General features: G+C 48.3%; 21 protein-coding genes. 18 read left to right on the plus strand and 3 right to left on the minus strand.

Features of this window, described 5'->3' with window-relative positions; genetic code table 11:
• Window positions 1-90 precede the first annotated feature (90 nt).
• Window positions 91-1,194: a citrate synthase/methylcitrate synthase gene (locus tag NSS79_RS14535; protein WP_342439866.1), complete on the plus strand. Its 1,104-nt coding sequence runs from the start codon at window positions 91-93 to the stop codon at window positions 1,192-1,194.
• Between the two features lie 308 nt (window positions 1,195-1,502).
• Here NSS79_RS14535 and NSS79_RS14540 read toward each other — a convergent pair whose 3' ends face one another.
• On the minus strand, window positions 1,503-1,988 hold the full coding sequence (locus tag NSS79_RS14540; RefSeq protein WP_342439867.1) for an MFS transporter: 486 nt from the start codon (window positions 1,986-1,988) through the stop codon (window positions 1,503-1,505).
• 138 nt (window positions 1,989-2,126) lie between these two features.
• Between NSS79_RS14540 and NSS79_RS14545 the strand changes: the two genes are divergently transcribed.
• Window positions 2,127-2,891, plus strand: a complete 765-nt coding sequence (locus NSS79_RS14545; RefSeq protein WP_342440373.1) for an exodeoxyribonuclease III — start codon at window positions 2,127-2,129, stop codon at window positions 2,889-2,891.
• Window positions 2,892-2,980: 89 nt separating this feature from the next.
• Here NSS79_RS14545 and NSS79_RS14550 read toward each other — a convergent pair whose 3' ends face one another.
• Window positions 2,981-4,117, minus strand: a complete 1,137-nt coding sequence (locus NSS79_RS14550; protein WP_342439868.1) for a VanZ family protein — start codon at window positions 4,115-4,117, stop codon at window positions 2,981-2,983.
• Between the two features lie 189 nt (window positions 4,118-4,306).
• On the opposite strand from NSS79_RS14550, the gene NSS79_RS14555 reads away from it, so the two are divergent.
• From NSS79_RS14555 to NSS79_RS14580, 6 genes are all read left to right on the plus strand, one after another.
• A complete protein-coding gene (locus NSS79_RS14555; RefSeq protein WP_342439869.1) occupies window positions 4,307-4,654 on the plus strand; it encodes a hypothetical protein in 348 nt (115 codons plus the stop codon).
• Window positions 4,655-4,798: 144 nt separating this feature from the next.
• The gene (locus NSS79_RS14560) at window positions 4,799-5,290 is read left to right on the plus strand and encodes a sigma-70 family RNA polymerase sigma factor (RefSeq protein ID WP_342439870.1); all 492 of its coding nucleotides are present in this window, start codon (window positions 4,799-4,801) and stop codon (window positions 5,288-5,290) included.
• Entirely contained in the window at window positions 5,283-5,933 is a 651-nt protein-coding gene (locus NSS79_RS14565; protein ID WP_342439871.1) for a hypothetical protein, read from the plus strand. Before NSS79_RS14560 ends, NSS79_RS14565 begins: the two co-directional genes overlap by 8 nt.
• Before the next feature lie 111 nt (window positions 5,934-6,044).
• Window positions 6,045-7,277: an aminopeptidase gene (locus NSS79_RS14570; protein ID WP_342439872.1), complete on the plus strand. Its 1,233-nt coding sequence runs from the start codon at window positions 6,045-6,047 to the stop codon at window positions 7,275-7,277.
• A gap of 168 nt (window positions 7,278-7,445) precedes the next feature.
• On the plus strand, window positions 7,446-7,982 hold the full coding sequence (locus tag NSS79_RS14575) for a sigma-70 family RNA polymerase sigma factor (RefSeq protein WP_342439873.1): 537 nt from the start codon (window positions 7,446-7,448) through the stop codon (window positions 7,980-7,982).
• Window positions 7,972-9,120: a DUF4179 domain-containing protein gene (locus tag NSS79_RS14580; RefSeq protein ID WP_342439874.1), complete on the plus strand. Its 1,149-nt coding sequence runs from the start codon at window positions 7,972-7,974 to the stop codon at window positions 9,118-9,120. The genes NSS79_RS14575 and NSS79_RS14580 overlap by 11 nt, the downstream gene beginning before the upstream one ends.
• Window positions 9,121-9,464: 344 nt before the next feature.
• Here the strand turns inward: NSS79_RS14580 and NSS79_RS14585 are convergent, their stop codons facing one another.
• Window positions 9,465-10,007 carry a GNAT family protein gene (locus tag NSS79_RS14585; protein ID WP_342439875.1) on the minus strand — a complete coding sequence of 181 codons (543 nt, stop codon included), beginning with the start codon at window positions 10,005-10,007 and terminating at the stop codon, window positions 9,465-9,467.
• A gap of 710 nt (window positions 10,008-10,717) precedes the next feature.
• On the opposite strand from NSS79_RS14585, the gene NSS79_RS14590 reads away from it, so the two are divergent.
• The 10 genes from NSS79_RS14590 to NSS79_RS14635 all read left to right on the plus strand — a co-directional run bounded on the left by NSS79_RS14590 (window position 10,718) and on the right by NSS79_RS14635 (window position 26,331).
• Window positions 10,718-11,053, plus strand: a complete 336-nt coding sequence (locus tag NSS79_RS14590; protein ID WP_342439876.1) for an antibiotic biosynthesis monooxygenase — start codon at window positions 10,718-10,720, stop codon at window positions 11,051-11,053.
• Window positions 11,054-11,212: 159 nt separating this feature from the next.
• Entirely contained in the window at window positions 11,213-12,355 is a 1,143-nt protein-coding gene (locus NSS79_RS14595) for a metal-dependent hydrolase (RefSeq protein ID WP_342439877.1), read from the plus strand.
• A 13-nt stretch (window positions 12,356-12,368) separates the two neighbouring features.
• Window positions 12,369-13,385 carry a LacI family DNA-binding transcriptional regulator gene (locus NSS79_RS14600; RefSeq protein WP_342440374.1) on the plus strand — a complete coding sequence of 339 codons (1,017 nt, stop codon included), beginning with the start codon at window positions 12,369-12,371 and terminating at the stop codon, window positions 13,383-13,385.
• Window positions 13,386-13,491: 106 nt separating this feature from the next.
• A complete protein-coding gene (locus NSS79_RS14605; protein WP_342439878.1) occupies window positions 13,492-15,675 on the plus strand; it encodes a serine hydrolase domain-containing protein in 2,184 nt (727 codons plus the stop codon).
• A gap of 631 nt (window positions 15,676-16,306) precedes the next feature.
• Window positions 16,307-17,551: a sugar ABC transporter substrate-binding protein gene (locus tag NSS79_RS14610; RefSeq protein ID WP_342439879.1), complete on the plus strand. Its 1,245-nt coding sequence runs from the start codon at window positions 16,307-16,309 to the stop codon at window positions 17,549-17,551.
• A 163-nt stretch (window positions 17,552-17,714) separates the two neighbouring features.
• Complete coding sequence (locus NSS79_RS14615; RefSeq protein ID WP_342440375.1) at window positions 17,715-18,569, plus strand: sugar ABC transporter permease; 855 nt, start codon at window positions 17,715-17,717, stop codon at window positions 18,567-18,569.
• 42 nt (window positions 18,570-18,611) lie between these two features.
• On the plus strand, window positions 18,612-19,436 hold the full coding sequence (locus tag NSS79_RS14620; protein ID WP_038590959.1) for a carbohydrate ABC transporter permease: 825 nt from the start codon (window positions 18,612-18,614) through the stop codon (window positions 19,434-19,436).
• 42 nt (window positions 19,437-19,478) lie between these two features.
• Entirely contained in the window at window positions 19,479-20,471 is a 993-nt protein-coding gene (locus NSS79_RS14625; RefSeq protein ID WP_342439880.1) for a LacI family DNA-binding transcriptional regulator, read from the plus strand.
• A gap of 231 nt (window positions 20,472-20,702) precedes the next feature.
• Window positions 20,703-22,871 carry a beta-glucosidase BglX gene (bglX, locus tag NSS79_RS14630; RefSeq protein WP_342439881.1) on the plus strand — a complete coding sequence of 723 codons (2,169 nt, stop codon included), beginning with the start codon at window positions 20,703-20,705 and terminating at the stop codon, window positions 22,869-22,871.
• A gap of 70 nt (window positions 22,872-22,941) precedes the next feature.
• Window positions 22,942-26,331, plus strand: coding sequence for a cellobiose phosphorylase (locus NSS79_RS14635; protein WP_342439882.1), 3,390 nt, complete (start codon window positions 22,942-22,944; stop codon window positions 26,329-26,331).
• Window positions 26,332-26,368 lie beyond the last annotated feature (37 nt).

Genomic DNA, 26,368 nt, shown 5'->3' on the forward strand with positions numbered 1-26,368 from the left:
AAAAACTATAAATATGCAATATGGGATTTACAGCATATACTCCTAATATAGTGTTCAATTCCTATTGGATCGGAAAAGGGGTTAAGTGCAATGGCAACAGTAAGCGGGTTGGAAGGTGTAGTGGCTGGAGAAACAGAGATTGGTTTGGTAGACGGAGAAAAAGGTTATCTGGTTTACCGCGGATATTGGGCGAAAGAACTTGCAATAAGCCGAAGTTACGAAGAAGTAGCTTATTTGCTGTGGAATGGCCATCTGCCAAGTTCGGAGGAGCTGGAGATGTTGAAGCTGGAAATGGCGGCGGCCAGAGCGATGCCGGAATATCTGTGCAGAATTGTTGATCTGCTCCCGGCTTCGGTTCCGATGATGCTGGTTCTGCAAAGCTCAGTAGCTGCGTTAGGGGAGCAGGGGAATGCAACATGGCCGCCGACGCTCCGGCAAGCCGTGCGGTTGACTGCGCTATTGCCAACGATTATTGCTTACAGATACCGCAGGTTAAAAGGACTGTCTATTGTGGAGCCGCTTCCAGAGCTTGGGCATGCCGCTAATTATTTGTATATGCTGAATGGACAAATTCCGCAGGAAGCCCATGTGCAGGCACTTAGTGCGTATTTGATTCTTTGCATGGAGCATGGAATGAATGCCTCGACTTTTGCCGGACGCGTGGTTCTCTCCACAGAATCTGATATGTGCGCAGCCGTATGTGGTGCCATTGGGGCGATGAAAGGTCCGCTGCATGGCGGAGCGCCCTCCGAAGTTATCTCGAAGCTGGCGGATATTGGAACGAAGGAGCGGGCTGAGCCATGGATCCGTGAGGTTCTGGATAAAGGTGGAAAGATTATGGGCTTCGGTCATCGTATTTACAAGACCAAAGATCCCCGCGCCGAAGCGCTCAAGATTGCTACCGAGGAAATGATCGGCAAGGATCCTTCCTTTGATGTGGCGATTCATGTCGAGCATACGGCGATCCGCCTGCTTGAGGAATACAAACCGGGACGCCGGTTGTTCACTAACGTAGAGTTCTATGCTGCCGCGATCCTGCAGGCACTGGAACTGGACCCGGAGATCTTCACCCCTACGTTTACGTCCGGCAGAATCGTGGGTTGGACCTCGCATATTCTGGAGCAAGCCGCCAACAACCGTATTTTTCGTCCGCAATCCATATATACGGGACCTATGCCTGAAGGGGAGTTCTAAGAACAAGCTGTATGTAATCTGTTTATCCTTTAGCGCGCAAAACATCCCTGGCTGTTGAACGTCCAGGGATGTTAGCAGGGGGAGTGAAATGAGAGAGCATGGGCGGGATACTCTGGCATTACATTAGAAATCAGAGGCAGCTCTGCTTTCCAATGATAGAACATTATATTCTCTCTTTCTATTAATGCAGCAGCGAATGACTTAAGAGATTAGCACAATTTAGAATGTTCCACGAACGGACCGTTATTCCAATCGTTGTACTCTCCGGATTATATTGGTTCTCCTTAGCGCAGACACGCCTTCCGGTCTTATAGATTTGCTGCATGTTCTCCCTTACGGCTATGTCTACCATAAATCCGGTAAAGAATAAGGCCAAAGATCATGCCGGTAAAGGACATTGCTGATACGCATAAAAAGAACGTTTTGCCCCCAAACCTGTCATAAATGGCACCTCCCGCATATGAGGCCAGGATGCCCGACACCCCAAAGAACAGAAGCGCCAGCACTGTCTGGCCCGTAGCCCGCCATTCCTCCGGTACAATGCTGTACAAGCACTGGATAGCCGCCGAGTAGAAGACGGGAAATGTGAATAACTGCAGAACCTGCAGGTAAGTGAGCAGCTGCGGATCGGTAACCCAGGCAGAAATAAAGAAACGAAGGAAATAGAAGGCTCCCGCAAAAGCGATGATAATCAGCTCCTTGCCTTTGCGCAGCCACCAGAAGCTCAAGGCAAAGACAAGGATTTCGCTTATTGCCGCAAGGAAAAATGACTGTCCCAGTTTTGGTATATTCATCGCTTATAGGAACCCCCGCGTATTTTAGCAGATTGGAAGCAGCAAGCCCAGTTATTGTATCACGCATAGCAACTCTAAACAGCTTATAATATGTTACACTGGGGATAATTCTAGTGAAATGTAAGGAGAATGACGATGATAAAGCTGGTGTCCTGGAATGTAAACGGTCTGAGAGCTTGTGTGAACAAAGGATTTAACGATTTCTTTAATGAAAGCGGCGCAGACATCTTCTGTGTGCAGGAAACAAAGCTGCAGGAGGGGCAAATTGTCCTGGAGCAGGGTGAGGAATATTTGCAATATTGGAATTATGCCCTTAAGAAGGGGTATTCGGGAACGGCGGTCTTTACCAGAATCAAACCGCTCTCCGTACGATATGGAATAGAGGATGATTCAGAGCCGGAAGGCCGGATTATTACTTTGGAATTTGCGGGGTTCTATCTCGTAAATGTATATACTCCAAATGCCAAACGGGATTTGACCCGTCTGGAATATAGAATGGAATGGGAGGACCGGTTCCGCAATTATCTGCTGGCGCTGGATCAGCATAAACCGGTTGTAGTCTGCGGTGACCTCAACGTCGCCCATCAGGATATTGATTTGAAAAATGCGAAATCCAACCGGGGGAATTCAGGATTTACCGATGAAGAGCGCGGTAAAATGACGACATTGCTTGACTCAGGTTTTGTGGATACCTTTAGATATTTTTACCCTGACACAGAAGGGGCCTATAGCTGGTGGTCCTATATGCCGAAGATCAGAGAGCGCAATGTCGGCTGGCGGATTGATTATTTCCTGGCTTCATCACGGATGGCTCCGCAGCTGGTGGAGGCCGGTATCGAATGTAATGTCCTCGGCAGCGACCATTGTCCGGTGGTGCTGACGATTAAGGAACTGGATTCTTAGTTTTTAAATTACTTTCAAAATGCAAAGAGGCCGTGCGTCCCCGGTAAGTGGGGAACATGGCCTCTTATGCTATCCATGAAAAAACTCTCTTAATTGACAACTGAATTTGTAACATCCTTAGCGGCTTCCTGCGTCTTCTCCGGCCATGTAATTACGTTGCAGGTCTGGCTTATGTTCTCATAGAATAACACTCGTTTTTTCTTGAAGATTCCGATAAACAGATGAATACTAAATGCCATGTCCCCCAGAAATACAGCAATACGAACAACTGTGGCTAGGGCAGGAGTCAGACCGTCGAGCTGAGAAGAAACAAGAATTAGGCGGTTCATTCCAATCAGTAGCCCATACAGCAGCAAGTATCTGGTGATCAGCATCCATAGCCGGAGCCGTTCCCTTTGAGTGCTTATGCGGATGCGCACGATCCATTTGCCAAGTGTTCTTCCTCCCGCCAGACAAGGCACCAGGAGACAGAAGACACTGGTTGATATCCAGAATGCTCCTGATACAGACAAGGCATTCAGCAGGGTGAGCCCAGTCAGCCATACGAAGGCATCCAGCATAAAAGCGATGCTGCGGCGGGTGTAGGTGACTCTTTTTGCCTCTAGATCCTCGTGGTTGTCAAGCTGTTCGATCCGTGGGAGCAGTCCTGAAATCCACAAGGCAATTCTGAATCCGAACATCCCGCCAAGCGTATTTGTGATCAGGTCGTCGACATCAAAGATACGGTAAGGATAATCAAATATACCGTAGATGCCGGTGATTTGGGTGACCTCGAACAGCAACGAGAGCGAGAAGGACAGCAGAATGCACACCACCCACCGGGTGCGGAAATAGTAGCCCAGGAACAAGCCGAAGGGAATCGTCAAGACGATGTTGAACATGGTCTGAAGAAATGCAGGCTCGCGCAGCAATGTCAAATAGCTTGAGGGTTGCTGAACGGAAAAATTGCCTTCTTTCAGAATCTCCTGAATAAATTGCAGTGGGATATGCTGAATTGTATTGCCCGAAGGGGGCAGGTTATGCCGGGATGCCGGCATCGGCAGCATGACGAGATAAAAGGCGTTCAGCAGATAGAGCAGCAGCAAATAAAGAACAACTGTCCTGATCTTGTTGATATATCCATGCTTCCGGTATTGAACAATGAGAAAAGGCAGCGTGAAGAACAGCGCCGCTACAGGAAAGGTCATAAAGGCGTAAGAGATCGGAAATAGATACGATTGAAACATGGTTCACCTGCCGTTTTGTTAGTTTACTGAGCTTACCCGTACTTGAACATACCCTTGCGGTTAGACGTTGCTTTCTGGCGGAATCACTGCAGCAAAATCTATTTTATCACAGAAGTTTCTGGAATTGGGCTCAACTTATTTATTGGCCTCATCCGGCATACATATGTTTGGAGAGGAGCGTGAGCAACGATGGAGAAGAAGGTTCAGCAGTATTATAAACTCAAAACAAAACAAAAGGAGCTTGAGAAGGAATTGGCCGAGCTGCGGCAGGACATTTTGTCCTACTGCAGTGAACGCGGGGAGACGGAGGCAGTGATTGGCAGCTACAAGGTTAAGCTTGTCACACAGAACCGCAAGGAATATGATGATGAAAAGCTGTACAACACATTGTCTGACCCGGAGGTTTGGCGTCTGCTCTCAAAGACCGATCCGGTAAAGGTGGCCAGTCTGACCAAACTGAATATCATCGCAGAAGAAAAGATTCAGCATACTTACGCTGTGAAGACCGTGACCTTGTTGCAGGTGGATAAACAATAGACACTGATGTTGCGCGGGGTAATAGAACCTTTTGCCCTATCTATGAGAAGCAGACAGCGGCTCCTGCACGGGGCCGTTTTTTTTGTGAAGCAGTGAAACATATTCGCTGGTTCCGGCGTGTTATCAGTGAAGGGGGGAGACGGATTGGAGAAACAATTGCCCTGCACTGAGAAATACATAACTGAAATGGTCCGGAAACATTCGGACATGGTACTGCGGCTGGCCTTAGCCTATGTCAGGAATATGGCTGATGCGCAGGATATTTGCCAGGATGTTTTTATCAGACTGTTTCAGCATCATCCTGAGTTTGCAGATCAGGATCATGAACGCGCATGGATGATCAGAGTCACCATTAACCGGTGTAAGGACATGCTGCGAAGCCCATGGAAAAGGTACATTTCTGCTCTGGAAAGACCGGAATTGCCCATACCTGTAGCGGAGGAGAGGGAAGTGGTATCGGCAGTACTGAAGCTTCCCGTCAAATACCGGATAGTCATTCATCTCTATTATTTCGAAAATTACAGCACGGCAGAGATCGCCGCAATGCTGCAGTATAAAGAAGGTACAGTCCGCACGCAGCTGAAACGTGCAAGAGAGCGGCTGAAAGCCGTAATGGGAGGGATGGAGGATGAATAAATATGTAAATGGGATGAGGAAGATTACGGCTTCAACAGAGCTTGCAGAAGAGATAGTGAAGAAAGCCGTTCAGCAAAAAGCCGAATCGGATACAGGTAAGCCTGCACTAACCCGCCGTTATAGACTACAACCTGCCATATCCATCATCGCCGCAGCGCTGGTTCTTCTTTCACTGCTTAGTTTGTTTCTGATCCAGAGTAACGGCCAGCGCCAGCCGGGTCAACGCCCTTTCCTGTCAGACATCTTCGCGGTAACGGTGTACGCGGCAAACGGTGAGCCACAAGAGGTACAGCCGGAAATTAAGTTCCCCATCGGGGACTATCGTGTGACTAACAGCAGGTCGCCGGGATTTCCGATACAGATCACGGCTGACGGCGCGGATGAAATCAGGCTGCAGACAACAGAGGGCAGTTTTCTTCGCTGGACTCCGCCGGATTATGTGGTGCATGAGCTCGGAACAGAGACGGCCATTGCATCCGGAGATACGATTTATTGGTCGCCATTACCCAGCAAGAATAGGGAGAGTGAACTGACTCTTACTGCCTACAGCAATCATACTGAAATTGGCAGGGCGCTTATTAGGATACAGTCTGACGAATCCGGTACTTACTCTGGTAAACTGGTGGGGAATGGGCAACAGTAGAGGTCAAATCATAAAGAATCGCAACGAGGATCATTTTGCGTTAAAATAACAAGAGCAGTTCGTTTGGATTTGTAGAACTACAGCAATCTTAGATATGGAGGAAAAGAAGCCATGAAGGATTTTGAAGTGATGCTGGAGAAATATGCGGACCTCGTAGTGAAGGTCGGAGTAAATGTACAGCCTGGACAAGTGCTGATGATCCATTCTCCCTTGGAGACAGCCGAGCTTACGCGCCTGATCGTTGGCAAAGCCTATGAGGCCGGTGCTAAATACGTCATGGTTGACTGGGATGATGAGGCGGTTACGCGCATCCGTTACGAAAAGGCTCCCGAAGACTCTTTTGGTTATTACCCGCAATGGCATGCAGATATGCTGGAGGGTTTTGCCGAAGAGGGTGGAGCTATCTTACATATTAAAGTACCCGATCCGGAGCTTTTCCGCGGCATTGATTCCTCGAAGGTGTCAACAGCCGTCAAGGCTGCTGCAGTTGCGCGGAAGAAATATCAGAACTATACCCGGAACAATAAAATCAGCTGGTCCCTCATCAAAGCGCCGACACGTGCATGGGCGGATAAGGTATTTGCCGATCTTCCAGCAGAAAAACGAGTGGAAGCGATGTGGGAAGCAGTGTTCCAGATGAACCGCGTAGGCAGTGAGGATCCTGTTGCAGCCTGGCGGGAGCATATTGCCCAGTTGAAGCAAAGCCAGGACCGGATGAATGCCAAGCGCTACAAAAGCCTGCATTACCGCGCCCCCGGCACGGACCTGCATGTGGAACTGCCTGAAGGCCATTTGTGGCGCGGCGGCGGCGGGGAGAACGGCAGCGGCGTATACTTCGTAGCGAACATGCCTACGGAAGAAATCTATACGATGCCGCATCGCACAGGCGTCAACGGCACCGTGGCTAGTACCCTTCCGCTGAATTTGAACGGGCGTCTAGTGGATGGCATCACCGTTACTTTTACAAACGGCAAGGTTACCGCATACGATGCCGAGTCCGGGCGTGAGCATCTGACTTCACTTCTGGAAACGGATGAAGGTGCTTCCTACCTGGGCGAAGTGGCCCTGGTGCAGCACGACTCGCCAATCTCCCGGATGAGCCGGGTATTCTATAATACAGGCATCGATGAGAATGCTTCCTGCCATTTTGCGCTGGGCAGTGCCTATCCTGTCAATATTGAAGGCGGCGTTGGACTAAGCAGCGAAGAATTGCTGGCGAAAGGCGCCAACGTAAGTTTGACGCATGTTGATTTCATGGTCGGCTCAGCTGAGCTTGATATCGACGGCGAATTGGCGGATGGTACCATTGAACCCGTGTTCCGCAAAGGAAACTGGGTGTTGTAACATACATTTATCTTAAAGTCGTAGTCCCGCTGAAAGGCTGGGGTTACGGCTTTTTTTTGTCAATTTTCACTTTGCGGAGTGAAGAAAAGGATAAATTACAATTTAAGAAAACTGTTTGCGTGCTCTCCCCGTCTTAACTATGTAAGGTAAGGGGGAGGAGGAGGAAAGATGACGATGTCTGGGGTAGAGATGAAGAGGGTTAGCAGCACAGTGTCGCTGGAAGAATCTGCGTTCTATGACACTGTGATGGAGCATAGCGAGCAGCTGTATCGTATCGCTTACAGTTATTTGGGCAACCGGAACGATGCGCTGGAAGCGGTACAGGAAATGACCTGCCGGGCCTGGGTCAAGCGGAAAACGCTGAAAGATCCCAAGGCATTTAAATCTTGGATCATCCGGATTCTGATATATGTCTGCATAGATGAGCAGAGAAGACGCAAGCGCAGTGTTCCGACAGCGGACGAACAGATGCAGGAGCCCGTTACAATGCATAATACCAGCAGGATGGAAATGCTCTGGGCGCTTGAACAGGTGAAACCCAAGTACCGTCATGTGCTGCTGCTTAAATACTATAATGACATGACGTTGACAGAGATTGCGGAATTGCTCAACAAGCCGGAAGGGACAATCAAAACCTGGCAGCATAAAGGGCTTAAGCAGCTTAGGACGATTATCAGGAATCGGGGTGACTGGAATGATCAGTAACAAGGAAGAAGAGGAATTGCTGTCAAACGCGGTTCAGATGCACCAGCAGGTAGAAGTGGAATTGGAGCAGCAGAGCAGCGCGATAAGGTTTGCGGTTCAACAGGGGCTTGAGAGGGGTAAGCGAAAAAGCAAGATGGCTTTATTCACCAAAAGCACATTCATGGGATTTGCCGCAGCTGCTGTGGTCGCCATTCTGCTGTTTGTCCTTCCTTATCTCGAGTCAGAGCCGCAAACGGCCCGGCCGTTGCAAAGAATCGACTGGACAGGGCTGGAGGATTTCAAAGATCTTTCGTCATTTGACGTCGACGACGAAACGGTCTATTCCGCACTTAGAAACGGATATATTCAGAGGATCAACAAATCGGTGAGCAGCGAAGGCTTTACGGTGACCTTGAACGCCGTTACTGCGGATGAGAATAAGCTTATTATTCTATATACGGCTACCACAGATAACGCTCAGGAGATTCACAGTATTAATAGTGCAAAGCTTGAAGACAAGGCAACAAACAGTTATTTGAAAGATACGATGCGAGTGGCCAGCCATTTTAGGGGACCGGGTGTGAAGAGTTACAGTAAATTCATCGGGCGGAGCACGTTCGACCTCGACCGGAGCAAGCCATTCCCTGAACAGCTGGAAGCGGATTTTAAAATTGCTTTGGTAGACCCTGGTATGATGGAGGACCCCAATTCGGAAATTGCTTATGAAGATGTACAATATTCTCCCAGTCTTAAGATCAGTTTTACTTTAGCTTCCAAGTTTAAGGAGCATCCAACCCAAACCGTATATCCGGACAAGACTTTTACACTGGAAGGGCACGAGTTAACGCTGACCCAGGTTGAATTCTCCCCCTTAATGACCCGGGTAAATTTGGCGATGAAGGAGAACGAACGCGATCAATGGCAAATAAGAGACAAATTGTTTGTCGCAATCAAGGGAACAGAAATTGCCTCTGAAACGAAAAAGGGTGTAGATCAGCTTCTCTCGTACTCCGGAGGCGGGACGGATGAGGGTTTTAGTTATCTGCTCAGCAGCAATCTTTTGGATAACCCAAGGTCTATGGAGCTGTTAATTAAGACTGGATCAGAGGAAGAGGGCCTATCGGAGATCAAGCTTAAGATTCCTGTAGTTAATCAATAACCTTTGCCTTGTACACACTGAAACTATATAGATTGAACTTGTGGTTTTAGATTTCAGGATCAGTCGCAACTACAGTGAATATTTGGACTTTCGGCCGCTGTTGTCTTCAAATTTCTTGATTTTAACCGCTATAGCGGTCGAAATCCGAAGACTGCTTATGCTTTCGATGCTAGCTTTCCTTCGGAAAGCTTTCAGGCGGACACTACCGTTCCTCCAGTTCCAAAATTCCCCTCCGTTGCTCCTTTCCCTTTTCTCAAGTTTTTAAGTTCAATCTATATAGTAAGAAACAGGGTCAGCATAGTCGTGAGAGGTATCATTGAATACTTGTAGGGAGTGCTGCTGCCCTATTGATTAAGCTGGACCCAGTCTCTTTCAAGCATCGAATAGACCAGCTCATCACACCAGGTTTGATTGCAATATCTTGTCTCCCGGAGTACGCCATCCTTGATCATGCCCACCCGGATCATCAGGTTCTCAGAGCGGATGTTATCGGCGTTGGCATACGCTACGATTCGATGGGCTTGAAGAGATTCAAAGGCATAGCCGGTCATCAGCCTAACCGCTTCCGCAGCATAACCCTGCCGCCAATAATCCGGATGCAGCGCCCAGCCGATTTCCCATTCCCTGATTTCCGACCAGTTCAGCTTAAGGCTGACGCCACCTAAGGGTATGTTATCTGCAGTTCTGCAAATGATCAAATTGAAATGTTCACGGGGTTTGCACTTTGCATGTGATAAAGCTGCTTCAAAATCCTTTTGAATTTGTGCGGCATCCGGTCTGTGGTTCTCGAAACGGGTGGTTAGTTCATGGCCCTCCAATTCCCCGAAAAAAGTACGGTCGCTGCCGGTAAAATCCCTTAGCTGTATTCGCTCGCTTATAATTTCCATTCTCTATAGCTCCTGTCTGTCTCCATTATTAAATCTAAACACCATCTTAGGTCCGTCTACAGTCGTTTCAAGCTTCTCTTCATACTCGCCATTTGCATAGCCCGATACGGTCTTTCTCCAGAACTTCTGTCCGGTGATGTTCTTTTCCGGTTTACGAAGTAGTTTACACCTTTGACGCAATAAGGCGGGGTAGCGATGAATGCAAATCCGGCAGGTACAGCACCCACTTTGATTAAAAAAGGATACAGGCATCCCGGTTTCTCCCACCAAACATTCTGCACCTCGTATTGATCAGCCAAAGTTCGATTTCCTGGCTGTCTTCGAAGATGCCGTGCCTGTTAAGGGCGGGGCCATCCGTAAGTCCATAGTGATCGGATAAATCATGTAAGTATAAAGGATAGAGATTTTTGATTATATGAGCTTCGTTTGTGTCCGCAAGTTTAATCTGAACATTCATAACAGGCCAACTTTCTCCAGTAAAGTATGGTTGTAATTTATAACGAGTATATATTTGCCCGAAAACTCGTACAAGAGAGAGTTCAGTTAAAAAAGAAGTATGCACCTATTCAATAGAGAAAGACTGTTTTTCTATCCGACTGGAAATGATAACGATTATCAATTAAAATAAAACAGTGAGTTGAAACAAGAGAATATGCCAAGCAAAAGCAGCAGAGCTAAAGGCGCTTATGGCAACACAGGAGGAATCATTGATGTTTATTCAGACCAGATCCATCGTCATTGAGAAGGGGAACAGCGATAAAGTGATTGAAAAGTTCAGTGCACCTGGGGCGCTGGAGGAAATGGAAGGGCTCATTGATATCAGCATTATGCTGAACAAGAAGAGCAAGGATACTGAGGAGGTCTTGCTCCTGATCCGCTGGGAATCAGAGGAAGCGTGGAAGAATTGGGAGAAAAGTGATGCGCATATCCAGGGCCACCGCAACAGCAGGGGCCAAGAGAAGCCGGCTTTTATCATCAGCACAACGGTAAATAGGTATGAAGTACAGAAGATAAAAGAAGGCAAGGCCTATGGAAAACAAGTGTAGGATACAGACGGCCACGGTGGTTTACAAAAGAACCGCCGGCGGCTGGTTTGACAACTATGTCGGAAACGTTCCCGAAAACGACATTTACTTATTATAGATATACAATTATAATTATCGTAAAAATCGGGAACGTTTCCGAAAATAAGGAGGTATCTGATCATGATGCGCAGAAATGTGGTGTGGCTGCTCAGCACTATTATTGTACTCGGAGCACTGGCTGGTTTGTATCTGTGGAATGAGCAAGCCAAGGATATAGCAGACCCTGTGTTGGAACAGACAATACAGTCCACTATGCCCAATACAGCGGAACCTGCCGCTGCAGAAGCCAGCATTGCTCCCGATCAGGCAGACAATCCGCTGACAGATTTAGTTGCCAAGTATAAGGACCTGGGTCTTATCGACGCCCATAATCATGATGCCAGTCTAATGAAGTATATTCTTATGCTAAAGACTTGGAAAGATCATGGGGTGCAGCAAGTAGTACTGTTTGGTGATGTGTCTGAACCGAGTGCCGTTATTTCTGATATGTTTGCATGGAAGGCTTATCAGGAGCATCCGGAGACTATTATTCCGTATTTCTGCGGATTTGACCTGCATCGCGAAGAGAGCCTGACGGTAGTGAGGAATAATCTGGAGCAGGGATATATGGGCATTGGCGAAATCGCTGCTGCCTCCACGATGTCACCGGTTGTATCCCGGGTGGCCTGGAAGGCCAATCATCCTCTCGATGGCTATCTTCCGCAAATCTATGATTTGGCCGCAGAATACAAGGTGCCGGTGCTGCTGCACATTGATCCGCCTAGCGGTATGCCGGTTGAGAAGCTGGAGCAGGCACTGGAAGAGCATCCGGACACGATGATGATTTTTGCGCATATAAATGCCTACAATACACCGGAAGAGATTGAGCGATTGCTTTCCGCACACCCCAATTTATATGCTGACTTTTTTGCCGGGTTCTCTATTTATAATCCAGCTGGGGGAGGTGCGCCGGAACAATTCATTCCTGTCATGAAAAAGTTCCCCGACCGCTTTATGCTGAGCACAGACTCCGGGTATGGAATAGCGGGTGAAGAACAGGCGATAGCCGCGATGTACCAAATGCTTGAGCTGATGGAGGATCCTGTCCTTGCGCGGAAAATCGCTCATGACAATCTGGCCGCGCTCATAGAGCATCAACCCGCAACCAACACTCAGCGCGAAGCTCTGCGCAAGCTTGAGCAGGAAACCGGAAAGGACTATCATGTGGATACGCTCTTGAAGGTGGAGGCGGGTAAAATTTTGGCGGAAGCCGCAAAAGGATGAGATCAGCTTGGAAGTGACGATACAGCATATTGCGGAAAAGCTGGGCTTATCGGTCAGTACCGTATCCAGAGCGTTGAACGGCAGTTACGGTGTACATCCGAAAACCATAGCCCGCGTACAAGAAGCGGCCCAGTCCCTTGGATACGTCCCCAATTTGGGTGCCAAGCAACTGGTCACCCGTAAAAGCAACCTGGTTGGTGTATTCATGCCGGAGATGGAAAAGGAGTCGATTCGTGAGTTCGACGATATTTTTGCCACCTTAAGAAAGGCTTTACGGCTCTACCAGAAGGAGATTCTAATTTTCTCAGTGCCCTTTACGGAGTATAAGCCCAACAGCTTAACCGAATGGGTGCGGATGAGAAATCTGGAAGGCTGTGTATTCATGCCACCCTTTGCCAAGAATCACCCGCTCATCAAGGAAGCGGTAAAGCTACAGGTTCCCGCTGTAAATCTTGGCTCGGCTGTAGGACCACGCTGCTCGCTGGTTGCTTCTGACGACCGGGAAGGCGGGAAAATGGCAGCCGCCTATTTGATTGGGCAAGGACATCGAAGAATCGGCTATATTACTGGCCCCCCGGATGTAAGCATATGCGAGGAACGCTACAAGGGCTTCAGCGAGATATTTTTATCCAAAACAGGGACTCTCCATGATTCTGCCCAACTGGAATATGGAGATTTTGGCGGGGAGAGCGGAGCGGTGGCAGTTCTGAAACTGCTGGCAAGGGCACCTGAGCTGACGGCGGTTTGCTGCGCAAATGACTTAATGGCAATGGGTGCGATTATGGAGCTTGCCCGCAAAGGCATCTCCGTGCCTCAGGATATCTCGGTAATGGGCTATGATGGAGCATTTTTTACCGCATATAATAACCCGCCGCTGACTACAGTGCGGCATCAGTACGAACGCATGGGGACACTCGCTGCTGAAATGCTGCTTGAAGTGATGAACGGCGGAGCTGGCAGAACATTGAAACTAGTCCCTGAATTGATCTGCCGGGAATCGGTTAATGCTAACCGAATTTCAACGGATTAATAAATTGAATAGAAGAGCAGTCAGGTCATTTCAAGTCTGCTGCAATTGTTCAGAGAAAATAATGTATTAGACTGGCAATACCTAAAATTCGGAAATGGGAGTTTAGATGATGAAAAGTCGATGGATAACTGTAGCTGTGCTATTTTTGTGTCTGCTTTTGCTGTTAACCGCCTGCAGCGACAACACACCAGTAGCTGAGATGCAGAACACAGCAGGGGCACTAAATACATCTGAGGTGATTGAGTCAAGTGCTGCTCCGATAACTGTGTCAACGGCGGAAGTGGACTCGCCTTCTAACGAAGCTGGGCTCACCTACGATTTAACCATGAAAGCTGCCAAGGAGAAAGCCGAACTCCTCACGGCAGCTTACGATACGAACAGCGTGCAATACACCCTTATCGATCATGGCAACATCGTCGTATCCGGCCAGTTCGGCAAGAATGACGAGCAGGGACAGAAGCCGCTCACGACAGATACGATGTACGGAATCGGCTCGACGAGTAAAATGTTTACCACGGTTGCCGTCATGCAGTTGGTTGACCAAGGGAAAATCGATCTCGATACGCCGGTCGTCCATTATATTCCCGAGTTTAGGATGAAGGATGAACGCTATAAACAGATTACGCCGCGCATGCTTCTGAATCATTCTTCCGGGCTGAACGGGTCGACGTTTACGAACGCCTATTTATTCGAAGATAAAGATACCTACGCCCACGACACACTGCTGAAGCAACTGGCTGGTCAGACCTTAAAGGCAGACCCGGGCGCTTATTCGGTTTACTGCAATGACGGATTTACGCTGGCCGAGATACTGGTCGAACGAGTCAGTGGCATGGACTTCACCTCTTATATCCATCGATATATTACGGAACCTCTGGGTATGGCCAATACGGTGACGCCGCTCGATTCCCCGGACACAGCGAAGATGGCGGGGCTCTATTATCCTACCTATACAGGACAACTTCCGGGCGAGACGCTCAACATGATCGGAGCTGGAGGTATCTATTCCACGGCGGAAGATTTGGCTCGATTCTCGCAAATTTTTACGGGAGAAGCGGAAGAAATATTGTCCGGCAAATCGACTACGGCTATGGCGCAAGAGGAGTACAAGACGCCTTTATGGCCTGACGATGCGGACAACTCCTTAGAATACGGTCTCGGCTGGGACAGCGTCCATCTGTATCCCTTCAGCGAATATGGGATGAAGGCACTGACCAAAGGCGGTGACACGCCTCTCTATCACTCATCGCTAGTTGTGCTTCCTGAGCAGGACATGGCGGCAGCTGTTGTCACTTCCGGAGGGAGCAGCACGTACGATCAGCTTTTGGCGAACGAAATCTTGCTTCAGGCGCTGAAGGAGAAAGGGACAATTGCTGAATTCAAGCCTAAGAAATCATACGGCACGCCGGTAAAGGCTGATATGTCGGAGTCCGTGATGCAGTATTCGGGAATCTATGGGGCAACCAGTACAACGACGAACATAGAGATTACCGAAGGCGGCGTCATGTCCGTTACTTCGGAGCAGCCATCCGATAATCCAGTCCAGAGCTACGAGTATTCGGCAGACGGTACATTCCGGAGTACGAACGGGAATACAATGATCAGCTTCGTGACGAAGGAGAATGGCCGCACCTACCTATGGGTTCGTAAATACGTTTCGTTGCCGGGTCTTGGGCAGACTGCTGTGTCAGAGTACAGCGCCGAGAAGCTCCAGCCCCAAGATCTTCCGGCAGAGACAACAGCGGCATGGATTCAGCGCGACGGCAAGAGGTACTATCTGCTGAATCAGAAGTATACGTCGCTCGCTTATTTGGTGTCGCCAGTAACACACACTCAATTGAATTTGTCGAAACAATTGCCGGGATACGTGTTGGATAAGCGAATAACCGGCCCGAACACGGCCGTCTCCGAATTGCAAATTCCGGGAATGAGCGGGCGGGATCTCTCAGGTCTTACTTTCTTTACCCAAGACGGCGTTGAGTACCTGAATATGGGTGGAATCATCTTAGTGAGCGAGGATGCCGTGAAGCCCCTTAACTTCGCTAAGAAGTCAATCGTTACGATTCCGCCCAGCGGATACGCCAGGTGGTATACGATAAGCGACAAAGATGGGGGCAAGATCGTTAAGGTGAGCATGTCCCAGAACGCTTCCTTCGCTGTTTATGATGCCAAGGGAACATGCATCTATTTCAGTGTCATCGGAGGCAAGGATCCGGTCGTACTGCCCTTGGGAGGATCCATAGTTTTCGCCGGTGATGCCGGCACGAAGTTCGAGATTTCCGCTCAGTAACTTCGCAATAAGCATTTTATAACTGGCCAAGATATAGTCCTGCGTATAAGAAAGAAGATTCCTCAAGAAAAGTTGATGAAATTTGTCTAAAACTTATTTTTCAAAAGCTGAGTAATCTTCAATTCAAAAACCCCGTTAAATCAACGACTCCAGTTTAATACTATATTTTCGCCGAACAGCAATACAATTAGGACGCGCTGAGTTTTGTACAGCGCGTCCTTTTTTGTAAAGATTTATACAGCGGATTCCATTATTTACTTTTTAAAAGCTGAGATAAATCCAGATATTAACACTGCGTCCTTGAGTTGGCTGTGAAAAGCTGTTTTTTTTAATAAGCCACTTGAAATCGCTAACACATGGATTTATAATAGGGCTATCGAAACGATTCGAATCAACCATCGAATGAATTAGCAATATGTTCTCTGAAATGCTCATTCAATTCGAAAAATGTCTGAAAATTCGGTTCATCCTACATTTTTTTGGTTAATATTACCTGTAACTACCTCGGGGAATAAGAAAAAGATTGATAATATTTGAATTTTTTTTCGATAATAATCGAAACGTTTCGATGTAAGGGCTTTTATCATAGTTTTTTAAGTTTTGCACATACTAAAACAGGGGTGAAAGAGAAATGAAGAAAAAAACTGGAGTTACGATGATGGCAATGTTGATGAGTTTCTCATTAGTTGCGGCGGGTTGCGGCAACAATTCCAACAATGCAGCATCGGGAGACAACAAGACGCTTAAAGTATGGTTCATGGGTACATCTGATACCGTAGACCCTATTGCTAAAATGTATGAAGAAAAAAATCCTGGCATCAAAGTGGATGTGCAAGCGATCCCATGGGATACCGCACATGATAAACTGCTGACCGCAGTCGCTTCCAAAAACGGCCCGGACGTTATTCAGATGGGTACCACATGGATTCCTGAATTCGCCGCTGCCGGAGCTTTGAAAGATATGACTCCATACATCGAAAAGTATCCAAGCATGAAACCGGAGAACTTCTTTGACGGAGCCGTTGAAACGACCAAATATCAAGACCAGACGGTTGGTATCCCATTCTATGTTGAGACACGTGCGCTGTTCTACCGCACCGATATGCTTGGTGATGTTGGATACCCTGAAGGTCCAAAAACTTGGGACGAGCTGAAGGATGCAAGCAAGAAGCTGGTGAAAAAAGGCGGAGCCGGACATTATGCCTTGCCGATTGAAGGTAAAGACTCTATCTACCCTGTAATTTTTGCTTGGCAGAACGGCAGCGAAATTATTGATAGCAACCGTAAGCCGCAGTTCAATCAACCGGCCTATGTGGAAACTGTTAATTTTCTGAAAAGCTTCTACGATGAAGGATTGTCGCCTAAAGGCACTGACCTTGATACTGTAGCAGCATTCAAAGACGGAACAATGGCTATGTTCATCAGCGGTCCTTGGATGATCCAGACCGTAAAAGAGAAAAACCCTGAAATTGACGGAAAATGGGCTGTAACGACATTGCCTGCTAAAGTAACCAATACTTCTTCCATTGGTGGTGCCGATCTTTCCATCTTCAGTCACAGCAAAAATCCTGATGAAGCCGCAAAATTCATTGCTTTCATGGCCGAACAGGATGCACAGCTGAAATATTTCGAAACCTCTAACTCCATGCCGGCACTCAAAGCAGCTTGGGAAAACAAAGCGCTTCAGGATCCAATGATTGCTGCTTTCGGTAAACAGCTTGAAAATTCCCGTCCGGCTCCAACGGTCAGAGAATATGAAGAAATCGCTAAGGCTGCAATGGCTGCTTTCGAGCAGATTACCATGGGCGGAGCGGATACACAAACCGAGCTGGACAAGTTGAACGACAAAGCGAATGAATTGCTGGGCAATAAATAATTATTGATGTATTGTGTCAGGCTGACTGCCGGGATCTCTTTTTTACAGAGGTTCCGGCATTATGCCTGTATATCCTTCCACACGGAAGAAGTAAAAGAATGCGAAGGGGTGTGATGTTGTGAGTTCATTTGTCAAGCAGTGGAACAAGCATAAGTATCCATATATGTTTATCGCGCCTGCGGTAATCCTGCTGACCCTTTTTTCGATTATCCCGATAATTATCGCACTGGTCATCAGTTTTACGGATATGGATTTGGTGGGGCTTGCGGATTATTCGAATATTAGTGCAATTGGTTTTGATAACTATTTTAATATTTTCAAAGATCCTATTTTCTTAAAGTCGATGTACAACACACTTATTTATGTTGTGGTCGGGGTTCCCTGTGTGGTTATTGCTTCCATGGGGGTTGCATTGCTGCTGAATTACGGAACAGGCTGGCTGTTTAAAAGCTTCCGGGTAATATATTATATGCCTTCCATTACCAACATTGTGGCCGTAGCCGTAGTATGGGGTTATTTGTACAACGGGACGTACGGTTTGTTTAACTATGTTCTTTCCTGGTTTGACCTGCCTGCGCAGCAATGGCTTCAAGATCCTGTGCTGGCGAAATTTTCACTTATCCTGCTGGCATTCTGGAAATCAATTGGTCTCAATATGATCATCTTCCTGGCGGCCCTTCAGGGAATTCCGCGTTCATATTATGAAGCTGCGGAAATCGACGGTGCAACCGGCTGGAAGAAGCTGCGCTATATCACTGTGCCTTTGCTTGGATTCGCTACTTTCTTTGTGACCATTACGACCCTGATCGGCTGGATTCAGTTCTTCGAAGAGCCGCTCGTGATGACAAAAGGTGGACCGCTGAATGCAACGATGTCAATGGCGCTCTTTATTTACAATAACGGGTTCCAGCTGAGCAAATTCGGTTATGCGGCTTCGGGTTCATTCATACTGTTCATCATCATTATTATTGCGACACTTATCCAATTCGCGGTCAAAAAGAAAGAAGTGGAATACTAAGCTTCAGCGTGATGCTGCAGGCTTAAGAAGGAGGGAACTAGCATGGCACTGAAGATGAAGAAGATGGAAAAAGGAATTATGATTACCCTGCTCGTTGTCGGAGGACTTCTGATGATGGTGCCGTTTATTTGGATGATCGGTTCATCCTTTAAACCAGAGAATGAATTTACGGTAATTCCACCGTCGCTTTTCCCGGCGCACCCAACGTTTAACAACTACCGGGATTTGTTCGTGAAGATGGATTTTTTAATTTATTTGAAAAATACACTGATTATCGTGTTATGTTCTTTTGCCGGACTGTTTTTGAATGCGATGGCCGGTTATGCTTTTGCGAAATTTGATTTTCCGGGCAAAAACAAGTTCTTCTTTATTATCCTGGGTACGATGATGATTCCATCACAAGTAACCATGATCCCGACGTATCTGATTATTAATCAAATGCATCTCGTAAATACGATGGCGGGTATCGTTCTGCCCGGCTTGGTAGGGGCGTTTGCGATATTCTTGTTCCGCCAGTTTATGACTACCATTCCGATGGATCTGCTGGAAGCGGCAAGGCTGGATGGAGCGGGCGAACTGCGGATCTTTTTCCAGCTGATGGTGCCGATCGTGAAGCCGGTGTTTGCGGTGCAAGGGATTTTGACGTTTATCGGGGCCTGGAACAGCTTCCTGTGGCCGCTGATTATCGCCAATGACGAGAAACTGTATACACTCTCAGTAGGATTATCCTTGCTGAAAGGCCAATATGGTACAGCGTTTGGACTGCAGATGGCCGGTGCGGCATTTATGGTCATTCCAATTATTATCATATTTATCTTCTTCCAGAAGCATATCATAGAAGGATATACGATCTCTGGCATAAAATAGTATAGAGAGAAAAAATGCAGGGCTCAGGAAGGGTTGAAATGGATGGCAACAATCAAGGATGTAGCAAAGCTGGCGGGGGTAGCACTGTCCACAGCTTCGTATGCGATGAGCGGGGACAGCAAGGTTAGCGCAAAAACGAGAGAAAAAGTTCTGGCAGCAGCAAGACAGCTGAATTATCAAAAAAACGGCTTTGCCATGGATTTGAAGCGGAGCCGGACCAATACGATTGCACTCATATTAATGGATTTGTCCGGTCCTTATTATTCGGAGCTCATCCGCAGCATTCAGGATGTTGCGTTATCCAACTCCTATGACCTGATTGCCTGCAGCTCGATGGGTGGAAAAGATTCCACGGCTGTGCGTTATTTACTCGAAAAAAGAGTAGATGGCGCTATTGTGCTGGCTCATAATATTACAGTAGATCTTCTTCATGCAGCTGCGGGTGCGCGTTTTCCAATCGTCGTGATGGATCGGCTCATTTCTGGTGAAGGCCTTATTAATGTAGTGGTAGACAGCGAACAGGGTGGTTATAGTGCGACCCGTTATCTGATTGAAAAAGGGCATCATTCTATTGCTTATATTAGCGGACCTGCGAACTCTTATGACAATGCACTGCGTTATCAGGGGTATTTGCGTGCCATGCGTGAGGCGGGACTAAATGAAAAAACGAAGTGGAAGCTGAGCGGCAACTTTGTCCGTGAGGGCGGTTATAAAGCGACGAAGATGATGCTGGTGCAGGGTGAGCTGCCTTCGGCGGTGTTTTATGCCAATGACGAAATGGCAGTCGGGGGAATGAAGGCATTGGAGGAAGCCGGAGTTTCCGTGCCGGATGATCTTTCGGTCATTGGATTTGACGATATCCAGTTAGCCGAATACCTTCAGCCAAGGCTGACGACCATCCGTCAACCGATGTACGAATCCGGTTCGCTGGCCGGACATCTGCTGTTCCAAAGGTTGAACGGAGATGAGGTCAACGATTTCTACAAGCTCAAGATCGAACTGATTGAACGGAGCTCGGTTAAAACCAACAGTTAATCGGAGCTGGATGCGATATTCCCGCCGAACGCTTTGTTTTTGGCCTAGCGCGGCGGCAAGCTTCCGGTTATTTATCGGGCAAGAGAAGATTCTGGCACTCCTACTGCTCCGTATTGCTGTCGAAATTAATAGAAACGTTTATGAAAAAGAGACAACACATACTAGAAAAGACCATATAAATAAAGAGATAATAGAATAGAAACGTTTCGTTTCAGTGGAGGGAACACAACCATGACTGAACATCTCTATCACAAATATGTTAAGCACATGACACTTGAAGAAAAGATAGCCCAGCTGCTGCAGCTCGCAGCCCCCTTTTATGATGAACCGGGCGATCATTCGGAAATCACCGGACCTATGGAGGAGCTCGGTATCGGCAGCGAGACCAAACTTGCGGCTGGTTCTGTACTTGGAATAGCCGGTGCAGAGAAAATGATGGCTGTGCAGAAAGAACATCTGAAGAATAACAGACTTGGCATTCCATTGCTGTTTATGGCGGACATTGTACATGGATTCAAGACGATATTTCCGATTCCGCTGGCGATCGGCTGCTCCTGGAACCCGGAACTCGCTGAACAGAGCGCAGAAATCGCCGCGCGTGAAGCCGCAGTATCAGGACTTCATGTAACTTTTGCGCCGATGGTGGATTTGGTCCGAGATGCCCGCTGGGGCCGTGTGATGGAATCAACTGGTGAAGATCCCTATTTGAACTCTGTATTTGCCAAGGCATTTGTACAGGGATTCCAAGGGGATGACCTGGGAAATGATGTTTCCCGTGTTGCAGCCTGCGTGAAGCATTTTGCAGCTTATGGACTGGCTGAAGGCGGACGTGACTACAATTCAGTCGACTTGTCGGAACGCCAGCTGCGCGAATACTACTTGCCGGCCTATAAAGCAGCGGTAGACGCAGGAGTCGAGATGGTGATGACTTCCTTTAATATTGTGGACGGGATTCCGGCTACCGGAAACAGCAAGCTGCTGCGCAGCCTTTTGCGTGAAGAATGGGGTTTTGAGGGAATTGTCATTTCAGACTGGGCGGCTATTAAGGAAATCATTGCCCATGGTGCTGCCGAAGACGAAAAAGAAGCCGCCTTTAAGGCAATCTGGAGTGGCGTCGACATCGATATGATGACTACAAGCTACGTGAATCATCTGCCGGAACTGGTGGCAGAAGGTCTTGTGGATGAAGCGCTGATTGATGAAGCTGTGCTGCGGATACTGAAGCTAAAGGAAAAGCTGGGCTTGTTCGAGAATCCAATGCGTGGTGCGGATCCGGTTCTTGAACGCGAGATAGTGTTCTCCGCCGAGCATCGCCAGGTTTCCCGCAAGCTTGCCGAGAAATCCAGTGTACTGCTTAAGAACGAAGGTGTACTGCCGCTGGCGCCTGAGCAACGGGTTGCATTGATTGGTCCGTTTGCGAATAGCGGAGATATTCTGGGCTGGTGGTCGTGGACGGGTTCTAAAGAGACGGCGGTAAAGCTTGGAGAATCCATGCGTATACTGAGCGAAAATCCGGGCAATGTGATTATTGCCGAGGGAAGCGGCATCGACACGATCAGCGAGTCTCAGCGTAATGAGGCTTTGAAAGCAGCCGCAGATGCCGATGTAATCGTGCTTGCGGTCGGTGAATCTTCAGAGATGAGCGGTGAAGGCGGCAGCCGCAGCAATATCAAATTGCCGCAGGCACAGCTGGAAATGATTGAGCTGATGAAAGGGCTGGGCAAACCTTTAGCTGTAGTCCTGTTTAACGGCCGCCCGCTCGATCTGCATGGTGTGTATGATCTAGCCGATGCTGTACTTGAAGCATGGTTCCCGGGAAGTGAAGGCGGTGCTGCGCTGGCAGATCTGTTATACGGAAAGGTTAATCCATCCGGAAAGCTCAGTATGTCCGTTCCTTATTCCGTTGGCCAGATTCCGGTTTATTATAACTCCTTCAGCACCGGCCGTCCCAAACCGGAAGAAGAGACAGGCAACCGTTATATTTCCCAGTACCTTGATATTCCTAACGAACCGTTACTGCCATTTGGCTTCGGTCTAAGTTATACGGATTTCACCTATGAGGGACTTACACTTTCAGCGGAGACAATGAAGGCTGATCAACCGATTGAGGCGAAGGTGACTGTCACAAATACCGGGAAGATGGCTGGAACAGAAACGGTTCAACTTTATATCCGTGATGTATCCGCAGAAGTAGTCCGCCCGGTTAAAGAACTGAAAGGCTTCAAGCAGGTCGAACTGGCTCCGGGAGAAAGCAGCGAGGTCGTCTTCCAGATTGACGAAAGTATGCTCCGCTATCACCATAGTGACTTGTCCGTAAGCAGTGACCGCGGCCAATTCAGCCTGTTCATCGGCGCTAGCAGCAAGGATGTTCAGGCAGCGTCTTTCCGTTTGCTTAAATAGTGCAAAATGTTAAACCCAAATACTGACGAATAGCGGCAATCTGCCGCAGCAGATAAGGAAGTGAGTAGAAATGACAACTATAACAGGAACTGGCTCCAAGCTGTCGCTTCACGAGGATGGATTGACTTTTACTTTCCTGGAAAGCGGCGACCTGTACCAGGCTGTCGGCGGGACGATGATGATCAATCAGCTGCTGTCTAATAGCGTAGACGGTGCGCCCGGAAATCTTTATGCGCGTTTGCACCTGCAAGACGGCATTCAGGTCTTTCCACTGCTAGGTGTGAAATCGAGCAGCCGTTTCCGTCAGGATGGCAAACGCCTGATGTGGCAAGGTGAAATTACTGCGGGTCCGGATGTCCCAGGGCTATTGACGGATATCCGTTATCAAGTGATATTTACTTTGTCCAGCCGTGGGGTGTGGTTCTGGGATGTGAAGTTTGAAGGCAGCAATGTGCTGCTGGACGTCATCTATAGTCAAGATGTGGGGATTGCTTCCCCTGCAGCTGTCACCAGTAATGAAGCCTATTTATCGCAATATATTGATCATGCGGTATTTGAGGATGAGAAGTATGGATATGTGGTTTGCTCCCGGCAAAATCAGCCGCAAGGCGGCAAGTTTCCGTACCTGCAGCAAGGTACTCTCACCGGAGCTACCGGGTATTCCACCGATGGATTCCAGTTCTTCGGATTATCCTACAAGGAAACCGACAAACCGGAAGCATTGTACCAGGAACAGCTGGCCAATGAGATTTATCAATATGAATTTGCCTATACGGCGCTGAAATCCGAGAAAGTTCAACTGGATGGAACCGCACGTTTTACTTTTTATGGACTGTTCCGTGAAGACCATCCCGCAGCCATTACAGAGCTGGAATTTAATTCGGCACTGCGTCAAGCGTGGGATGAGGCTGAAGCCATGGGGGATGTTCAGGAGACGGGTCACTGGCTGAATCAGGCCTCCTTATCTTCACGTTTTGGAGCGCCGCTGCAAACTGTAGACATGCTGGAGGAAGAGCTGAGCTCATTGTTCCCGCAGAGATTTGAGGAAGAGCGTGATGGCGGCCAGCTGCTGGCCTTCTTTACCGGTACCTATGAGCATATTGTGCTCAAGCGTAAAGAATTGCTGGTCGAACGTCCGCATGGGCATATTCTGATGAGCGGGAACAATGCTCATCTGGGTGCTGAGGTCATGACCACAACCTCGTATATGTATGGGATTTTCAATTCCCAGGTGGTAGTCGGTAATACGAATTTCAATAAAATGATGTCCAACCCCCGTAATGCGCTGAATGTGTACAAGACTTCAGGACAGCGTATTTATGTGGAAATGGATGGACAATACCGTATGCTTACGATGCCGTCGCTATTTGAAATCGGCTTTAACTACGTGCGCTGGTACTACAAAACTCTTTCCGACACGCTTGTAATTACCAACTATACTACAGTTGATTCACCGGAAGTAAAGCTGCATGTACGATCTGTAAGCGGCCAAGCGTACCGTTTCCTCGTCAGCAACCAGATTACGATGAATGTGGCCGAGTATGAGGTGCCTTACCAAATGGCTCAGGATCCGAACGGAGTGATCAGCTTCCGTGGCGAGAAGTCCGGAACGAGTGCTCAGGTATATCCGGAGCTCACTTACAAGATGTTCCTGGATGGGGCTTCTTACCGTCTGGGAGATGAAAGTCTGCTGGCAGACGGACCGGTTCAGGGCAGTGCTTCGCTTGCTGTGCTTGAACTAGAGGAGAGCGCAGAGTGGACGCTGACACTACAGGGCTTGCTGGACGGCAAGGAACGTCCGCTCTCCAGTAAACCCGTCACAGAAGAAATCACCCGTTACCGTGAGTTTTTCTCCGGTGTCATGAATGGTTTCAAGCTGACACAGGAAAGCGGAGTCGAAGGCGGACTATTCAAAGTGAATGCGTTGGCCTGGTGGTACACTCACAATATGCTGGTCCATTACTCAGTGCCTCATGGTCTGGAGCAGTATGGCGGCGCAGCATGGGGGACACGTGATGTGTGCCAGGGACCGGTGGAATATTTCCTCGCCACACACAAATATGAGCAGGTGCGCGAGATACTGCTGACCGTGTTTGCCCATCAGTATGAAGATGACGGCAGCTGGCCACAGTGGTTCATGTTCGACAAATACACATCCATTCAGCAGGAAGAAAGCCACGGCGATATTATTGTCTGGCCGCTTAAAGTGCTGGGGGATTACTTGCGGGCAACCCTTGATTTTGCTGTACTGGATGAACAGATTCCATATACACGCAAGCACAGCTTCGACTTTACGGAAACGACAGCTTCGCTGCGGGAACATGCCAACAAAGAGCTGGATTACATTAAATCTCACTTCCTGCATGATACGTTCCTGTCCTCTTACGGCGACGGGGATTGGGATGATACGCTCCAGCCGGCGAACGCACAGCTGAAGCAGTATATGGTCAGCAGCTGGACAGTTGCACTTACCTATCAGACAGTGCTCGGTTTATCCGGAGTGCTGCAGAGCAATGATGAAGTTTGGTCAAATGAGCTGAAGCAGATGGCGGAAGGGATCAAAAGTGACTTCAACCGTTACATGCTGGGAACGGAAGTGATTCCAGGCTTCCTGTATTTCGAAGATCCGCAGGATGCCAAGCCTATGCTTCATCCAGAAGATCAGGAGACCGGTATTCAATACCGGCTGCTGCCGATGACCCGCAGCATGATCGGTGAGCTGCTCACACCAGAGCAAATGGAGTCGCATTACAAGCTGATCCTGGAGCAATTCCTCTGCCCGGATGGTGTGCGGCTGATGAACCATCCGGCGCAATATGCCGGCGGAGTCAGCACGCATTTTAAACGGGCGGAGCAGGCGGCTAATTTCGGACGCGAAATCGGACTTCAATATGTGCATGCGCATATCCGGTTCGTAGAAGCTATGGCGAAGATCGGCAAGCGGGATCAGGTATGGAACGGACTGGCGGTCATTAATCCGATTGGGATCCGCGATGCCGTGCCGAATGCTGAACTGCGTCAGAGCAATGCCTACTTCAGCAGCTCGGACGGGAAATTTGCTAACCGTTACGAAGCGCAGGAGCGGTTCAATGAGCTGCGGAATGGTTCGGTAGCCGTTAAAGGCGGCTGGAGAATTTATTCCAGCGGTCCCGGAATCTACATGAATCAGCTGATCTCCAACGTGCTCGGTATCCGTGAGGACGGCGGTGATCTCATCATTGATCCTGTACTGCCGGATGAGCTCGATGGAACCCGCTTTGACTTCGAATATGGCGGTTCACCGGTATCGTTCATCTACCACTGTGCAGAAGGCAGTCTCCGCTCTGTAACCGTGGGCGGCAAGGAGGTTCAGGCCGAACGGCTTGCCAACCCTTATCGTCTTGGAGGATTGCGGATCAAACAGGCAGACTTTGAAAATCTGCGCACAGCAGAAGGTACTGTAGTTGATATTTATATGTAACAACAAGAAGAAGAGGCCGCTGCTGAAGCGGCCTCTT

The sequence above is a fragment of the Paenibacillus sp. FSL L8-0436 genome (assembly GCF_038593025.1).
Taxonomy (GTDB): domain Bacteria; phylum Bacillota; class Bacilli; order Paenibacillales; family Paenibacillaceae; genus Paenibacillus_AQ.